Origin of the sequence: Simplicispira psychrophila DSM 11588 (assembly GCF_000688255.1) — a bacterium.
Lineage (GTDB): Bacteria > Pseudomonadota > Gammaproteobacteria > Burkholderiales > Burkholderiaceae_C > Simplicispira > Simplicispira psychrophila.
Map to the genome: position 1 here is coordinate 85,012 of NZ_JHYS01000014.1, position 6,046 is coordinate 91,057.

Consider the following 6,046-nt stretch of genomic DNA (forward strand, 5'->3'; position numbering starts at 1 on the left):
ACGTTTTTACAAGGGCCCTTCCTTATGGTTCCGCATCTCATTACCGCCCTCACCGGACCCATCAACGAACTAGAGCAGCGCGTCATCGATTCCATGCCTGCCACCGAGCGCTGGTTTCGGCTGGAGTGGATGGAGCACACGCCGCCGTTCTATACCTCGGTGGACATCCGCAATGCAGGCTTCAAGCTGGCGCCGGTCGATACCAATCTGTTTCCCGGGGGCTGGAACAACCTCACGCCCGAGATGCTGCCGCTGGCAGTGCAGGCGGCGATGGCAGCGATTGAAAAAATCTGCCCCGAAGCGCGCAACCTGCTGATCATTCCCGAGAACCACACGCGCAATAACGCCTATCTGAGCAACGTGGCGCAGCTGCAGCGCATTTTCAGCATGGGCGGGCTCAATGTGCGCGTCGGCTCGATCAGCCCGGACGTGAAAGAAACCACGGTGATCGAGCTGCCGACGGGCGAGCGCATCACCTTGGAACCGGTGCTGCGCAGCCGCCACCGCCTAGGGCTGAAGAACTTCGACCCATGCACCATCCTGCTCAACAACGACCTGTCGGCCGGTCCGCCGGGCATTCTGGAAGATCTGCACGAGCAATACCTGCTGCCGCCCCTGCAAGCGGGCTGGAGTGTGCGGCGCAAGAGCAACCACTTTCGCAGCTACGAAGAGGTGGCCAAGCGCTTTGGCAAGCTGCTGGGCATTGACCCTTGGTTGATCAACCCGCTGTTTGGCAAATGCGGCGGGCTGGACTTTGCCGCCCCAACGGGTCTGGACGCTTTGCAGACCAGTGTGGATACCGTACTGACCAAGGTGCGGCGCAAGTACAAGGAATACGGCATCAACGAGAAACCGTTTGTCGTCATCAAGCCGGACAACGGCACCTATGGCATGGGCATCATGACGGTGCACGACGCCAAAGAGTTGCAGGGGCTGAGTCACAAGACGCGCGCCAAAATGGCCACGATCAAGGACGGCCAGCCGGTGCATGAGGTCCTCGTGCAGGAAGGCGTGCTGACGCAGGAGCGCTTGGCCGGCGCTGTGGCCGAGCCGGTGGTCTACATGATGGACCGCTATGTGGTCGGTGGCTTTTACCGCAGCCATGCCGAGCGCGGCGTGGACGAAAACCTGAACGTGCCCGGTGCCCAGTTTGTGCCGCTGGCGTTTGACCACAGCATGCACATGCACCAGTTGGGTGCCCGCCCCAGCACCCCGGCGCCGAACCGTTTCTATATGTATGGCGTGGTGGCCCGTCTGGCCATGCTGGCTGCCAGCTATGAGCTGGAAGCCACGGATCCGAATGCCGAAGATTACAACTGAGGTGGCGATTTTGTCTGCGCGTCGCACTCTCGCCACAGTCGCCAGCTGCCAGGGTGCGCTGTCAGGGTGTACCGGCAGGGGGCGGGGCACAATAGCGTTCCAAAAATAACGGAGCCCGGCCAGCGCCCCTTCAGGACGTCTAGCCGGTGTGTCAGTGGAAAACACCAAATCCCCTTTGTACGTGCTGATGCTGGGCGCCGTCGGCGTTGTCTATGGCGATATCGGCACCAGCGTCCTGTATTCGGTCAAAGAGGTGTTTGGCTCCGGCCACGTGCCCTTCACTCCCGATAACGTGCACGGCATCCTGTCGATCTTCTTCTGGACGCTCACCGTCATCGTTTCGCTTAAATACGTCACCTTGGTGCTGCGCGCCGACAACCATGGCGAGGGGGGGCTGGTGGCGATGCTGGCGCTGGCCGCGCAAACCGTGAAAGAACAGCCGCGCCTGCGCAAGTGGTTGCTGGTAGTGGGTATTTTTGGCACCTGCCTGTTTTATGGCGATGGCGTCATCACGCCGGCCATCACGGTGCTCGGGGCGGTGGAGGGGCTGGAGGTGATCTCGCCCAATTTCAAAAAATACGTGGTGCCGATCACCCTGGTCATCCTGCTGATGCTGTTCATGGTGCAAAAGCGCGGCAGTGCCAGCATTGGGCGCTACTTTGGCCCGGTGATGGTGGTGTGGTTTTTGGCCATCTCGGCCTTGGGCGTGTTCAATATCATCGACAACCCGCGCATCCTGTGGGCCATCAATCCGTACTACGCGCTGCGCTTCATTTTTGAGCAGCCCGGCATCACCTTCATCATTTTGGGCGCGGTGGTGCTGTGCGTCACTGGGGCCGAGGCGCTGTATGCCGATATGGGCCACTTTGGTCGCCGCCCGATCCGCGTTACCTGGTTCAGCGTGGTCATGCCGGCCCTGACGCTGAACTATTTTGGCCAAGGCGCCTTGCTGCTGAAGAACCCAGCGGCGGTTAAAAACCCGTTTTTCATGATGGCGCCCGACTGGGCGCTGGTGCCGATGGTGCTGTTGGCCACCCTGGCGGCGGTGATCGCCTCGCAGGCGCTGATTTCTGGCGCCTTCAGCGTCACCAAGCAGGTGATTCAACTGGGCTACCTGCCCCGTTTGCGCATCATGCATACCAGCGTGCAGGAGGCAGGCCAGATTTACCTGCCGTTCGTCAACTGGAGCCTGTTCGCCATGATCGTGCTGGCGGTAGTGATGTTCAAGTCCTCCAGCGCGCTGGCCTCGGCGTACGGCATTGCGGTGACTACCGACATGCTGATCACCACCGTACTCACCTTTTTTGTCATCCGCAACGCCTGGCGTCTGCCGCTGGCCCTGAGTCTGGCGGCCACGGCCTTTTTCTTTACCGTGGACTTTGCCTTCTGGGCCTCCAACCTGCTCAAACTGTTTGATGGCGGCTGGTTTCCGTTGGTTATCGCCAGCGGCATCTTCCTCCTGATGAAAACCTGGGAAGACGGACGCCGTCTGATGCGCGCCGCGCTGGCCAGCGACGCCCTGGCCCTGCCCGAGTTTCTGGAATCGGTGTTTCTCAGCCCGCCGCTGCGCGTCGCCGGCACGGCGGTGTTCCTGAGCAGCGAGTCCGGCACGGTGCCGAACGCGCTGCTGCACAACCTCAAGCACAACAAGGTGCTGCACGCGCAAAATTTGTTTGTCACCGTGCACAACCACGAGGTGCCCTGGGTGGCCCAGGACGAGCGCGTGCAAGTGCAGACCTTCGGGCACGATTGCTGGCAAGTCGATCTGCACTACGGCTTCATGGACGACCCGGACGTGCCGCGCGCGCTGGCCCTGCTGCGCGGACGCGGCTGCGAGGTCGAGCCCATGACCACCAGCTACTTTCTCTCGCGCGATTCGGTCATCCCTACCGTGGGCACCGGCATGGCGCCCTGGCGCGAGAAGCTGTTTGCCCAGATGCACCACAACGCCAGCGGCGTGGCCGACTTCCTGAACCTGCCGAGCAATTCGGTGGTGGAACTGGGCTCCAAGGTGGAAATTTGAGTGTTTTTGGCCTCTAGCCCTTTTGCCGTAAGCGCTAATAGCTACTAAAATAATAGCATTATACAAAAAGATGCTACCGTCGCCTCTATGCGATTTTTTCAAGACCTGAGCCTTTCCGCCTTCACCGCCGGCTTCGTCGCGGTGCTGGTGGGCTTCACCAGTTCAGTGGCCATCGTCTTCCAGGCGGCCCAGGCCTTCCACGCCACGCCAGCACAAATCACCTCGTGGATGTGGGCACTGGGGCTGGGTATGGGCTTGTGCTCGCTGGTGCCTTCGCTGTTATTGCGCAAGCCGGTGATGGTGGCGTGGTCCACGCCGGGGGCCGCCGTGTTGGCTACGGCGGGTCTGGAAGGCGGCTTTGGCATGGCGGACGCCGTCGGCGCTTTCATGGTTTGCGCCGCGCTGACCACCCTGGTTGGCGTCACCGGCTGGTTTGAGCGTGTCATGAACCGTATCCCAACCGAAATCGCCGCCGCGTTGCTGGCCGGCGTGCTGGCGCGCTTTGGCCTGCAGGCCTTTGCTGCGGCGCAGACGGCATTGCCGTTGGTGCTGTGGATGCTGGGCAGTTACTTGCTGGCCCGGCGTCTGTGGCCGCGCTATGCCGTGGTGGAGACGCTGCTGGTCGGTATCGCTTATGCCGCTGTGTCCGGGCAAATGGCTTGGTCAGCCGTCACGTGGGAATTGGCCGTGCCGCAGTTCACGGCGCCGCAGTGGAGTTGGAGTGCGCTGGTCAGCCTGGCGCTGCCGCTGTTTGTCGTCACCATGGCCTCGCAAAATTTGCCCGGCGTGGCGGTGATCCGCGCCTCGGGCTACACCCTGCCCATCTCCAAAATCATCACCTTGACCGGTGTAGCCACGTTGCTGCTGGCGCCGTTCGGGGCGTTTGCACTCAATTTCAGCGCCATCACCGCTGCCATTTGCATGGGGCCAGAGGCGCACGAAGACCGGGACAAGCGCTATACGGCGGCGGCGTCCTGCGGTGCGCTGTATATCGTCATCGGCATCTTTGGTGCCGTCATCACTGGTCTGCTCACGGCGTTCCCGAAAGAGCTGGTCGTGGCGATTGCCGGGCTGGCGCTGCTGGGTGCCATTGGCAGTGGTCTGTCGGCAGCGCTGCGCGAGGAGCGACTCCGTGAAGCCGCGCTGATCACCTTTCTGGTCACGCTCAGTGGCGTGGTGATCGCCGGTGTGGGCTCCGCCTTTTGGGGTGTGGTGGCCGGCAGCGTAGCGCTGTTTGTGCAACAGTACGCGCGTCAGCCGGCACCGCGCCGGGCTTGAGTACACCGGCTGTAATTAGTGCGCCCCTTTCTTCTGAACATTTTTGCCCTCTCGGACACCCCATGAAACTGCTGTTTATCACCGATCCGCTGGAAAACTTCGCTATCTATAAGGACACCACCTTTGCCATGATGCGCGAGGCACAACAGCGCGGCCATACCATTGCCGTCTGCCAGCCTAAAGAGGTAATGTGGGTGAGCGGTAGCGTGGTCAAGGCGCAGGTGTGCGATATCGTGCTGACCGGCCAGCAGGACGCTTGGTTCAGCGTGCAGCAGCAGCGCAGTGCCGCACTGGCCGACTTTGACGCCATCCTGATGCGCAAGGATCCGCCCTTTGACAGCGAATACTTCTACGCTACGCACCTGCTGGAGCAGGCTGAGCGTGAAGGGGCTAAGGTCTTCAACAAGCCAGGCGCCCTGCGCGACCATCCGGAAAAGCTGGCCATCATGGAGTTTGCGCAGTTCATCGGCCCGACGCTGGTGACACGCAATGCCGACGATGTGCGCCGTTTTCATGAGGAGCACCATGACATCATCCTCAAGCCGCTTGACGGCATGGGCGGCATGGGCATCTTTCGCGTCGGCCCGGACGGTATGAACCTGGGCAGCATCATCGAGACGCTGAACCAAGGCGGTGCCCAAAGTCTGATGGTGCAAAAATTCTTGCCTGAGATCGTCGATGGCGATAAGCGCGTGCTGATCATTGGCGGCAAACCGGTGCCTTATTCCCTGGCGCGTATTCCCCAAGGCAGCGAGGTGCGCGGTAACTTGGCAGCCGGTGGCAAAGGTGTGGCGCAACCGCTGAGCGCCCGAGACTATGAAATTGCCCATGCTCTGGGCCCGATCCTGCACAGCCGGGGCTTGCTGCTGGCGGGCGTGGATGTGATTGGTGACTATGTCACCGAGATCAACGTCACCAGCCCGACCTGCTTTCAGGAAATCCAGCAGCAAGCGGGCTGCGACGTAGCGGCGTTGTTCATCGACGCCCTGGAAGAAGCCTGTTCTGCTAAAAAAGCTTGAAAACTCTTGCTTACCCCCTAAAGCCGCTGCTATGATGGAGGGCTTCGCTGCACGGAAGGTGTCTTTTAAAAGTCATTGTGTGTAGAGTCAGGAGGTTGGTTTCAAAAGCCGGCAAGTGGCGGCTGCGAAAGCGGCGGGGAGAGAAAAGTTTTGGGTTTTGGAGGAAAGGGGTAAAAACCCGATGTATACTTCAAGGCTTGGCTGGAAACGATAGCTACTTCGGTAGTTGTAGTGTTCAGCGAAACGGCTAGAAAGTTTAAATAACCTTCTAGTTGACAGGGATTAAAAAACTCTGTTAGAATTCAAGGCTCAGCTGATCGCAGCTAAGCAGGCAGAAAAAAAGACCTCGGTCTTATAAATCTGTCAGGAACCTTAAAAATATACAGCCGATAAGCGTGGGCGTTTG

Annotated in this window: 4 protein-coding genes; all 4 read left to right on the forward strand. The window is 60.3% G+C overall.

Annotated features, from left to right (window positions below):
- Positions 1–24 precede the first annotated feature (24 nt).
- The 4 genes from gshA to gshB all read left to right on the forward strand — a co-directional run bounded on the left by gshA (position 25) and on the right by gshB (position 5,640).
- Positions 25–1,320, forward strand: a complete 1,296-nt coding sequence (gshA, locus tag Q390_RS0113630) for a glutamate--cysteine ligase (protein WP_027996559.1) — start codon at positions 25–27, stop codon at positions 1,318–1,320.
- A gap of 187 nt (positions 1,321–1,507) precedes the next feature.
- Positions 1,508–3,343 carry a potassium transporter Kup gene (locus Q390_RS0113635; RefSeq protein WP_084153918.1) on the forward strand — a complete coding sequence of 612 codons (1,836 nt, stop codon included), beginning with the start codon at positions 1,508–1,510 and terminating at the stop codon, positions 3,341–3,343.
- 87 nt (positions 3,344–3,430) lie between these two features.
- Positions 3,431–4,621, forward strand: a complete 1,191-nt coding sequence (locus tag Q390_RS0113640) for a benzoate/H(+) symporter BenE family transporter (protein ID WP_051603258.1) — start codon at positions 3,431–3,433, stop codon at positions 4,619–4,621.
- A gap of 62 nt (positions 4,622–4,683) precedes the next feature.
- Positions 4,684–5,640 carry a glutathione synthase gene (gene gshB, locus Q390_RS0113645; RefSeq protein WP_027996562.1) on the forward strand — a complete coding sequence of 319 codons (957 nt, stop codon included), beginning with the start codon at positions 4,684–4,686 and terminating at the stop codon, positions 5,638–5,640.
- Positions 5,641–6,046: the final 406 nt, after the last annotated feature.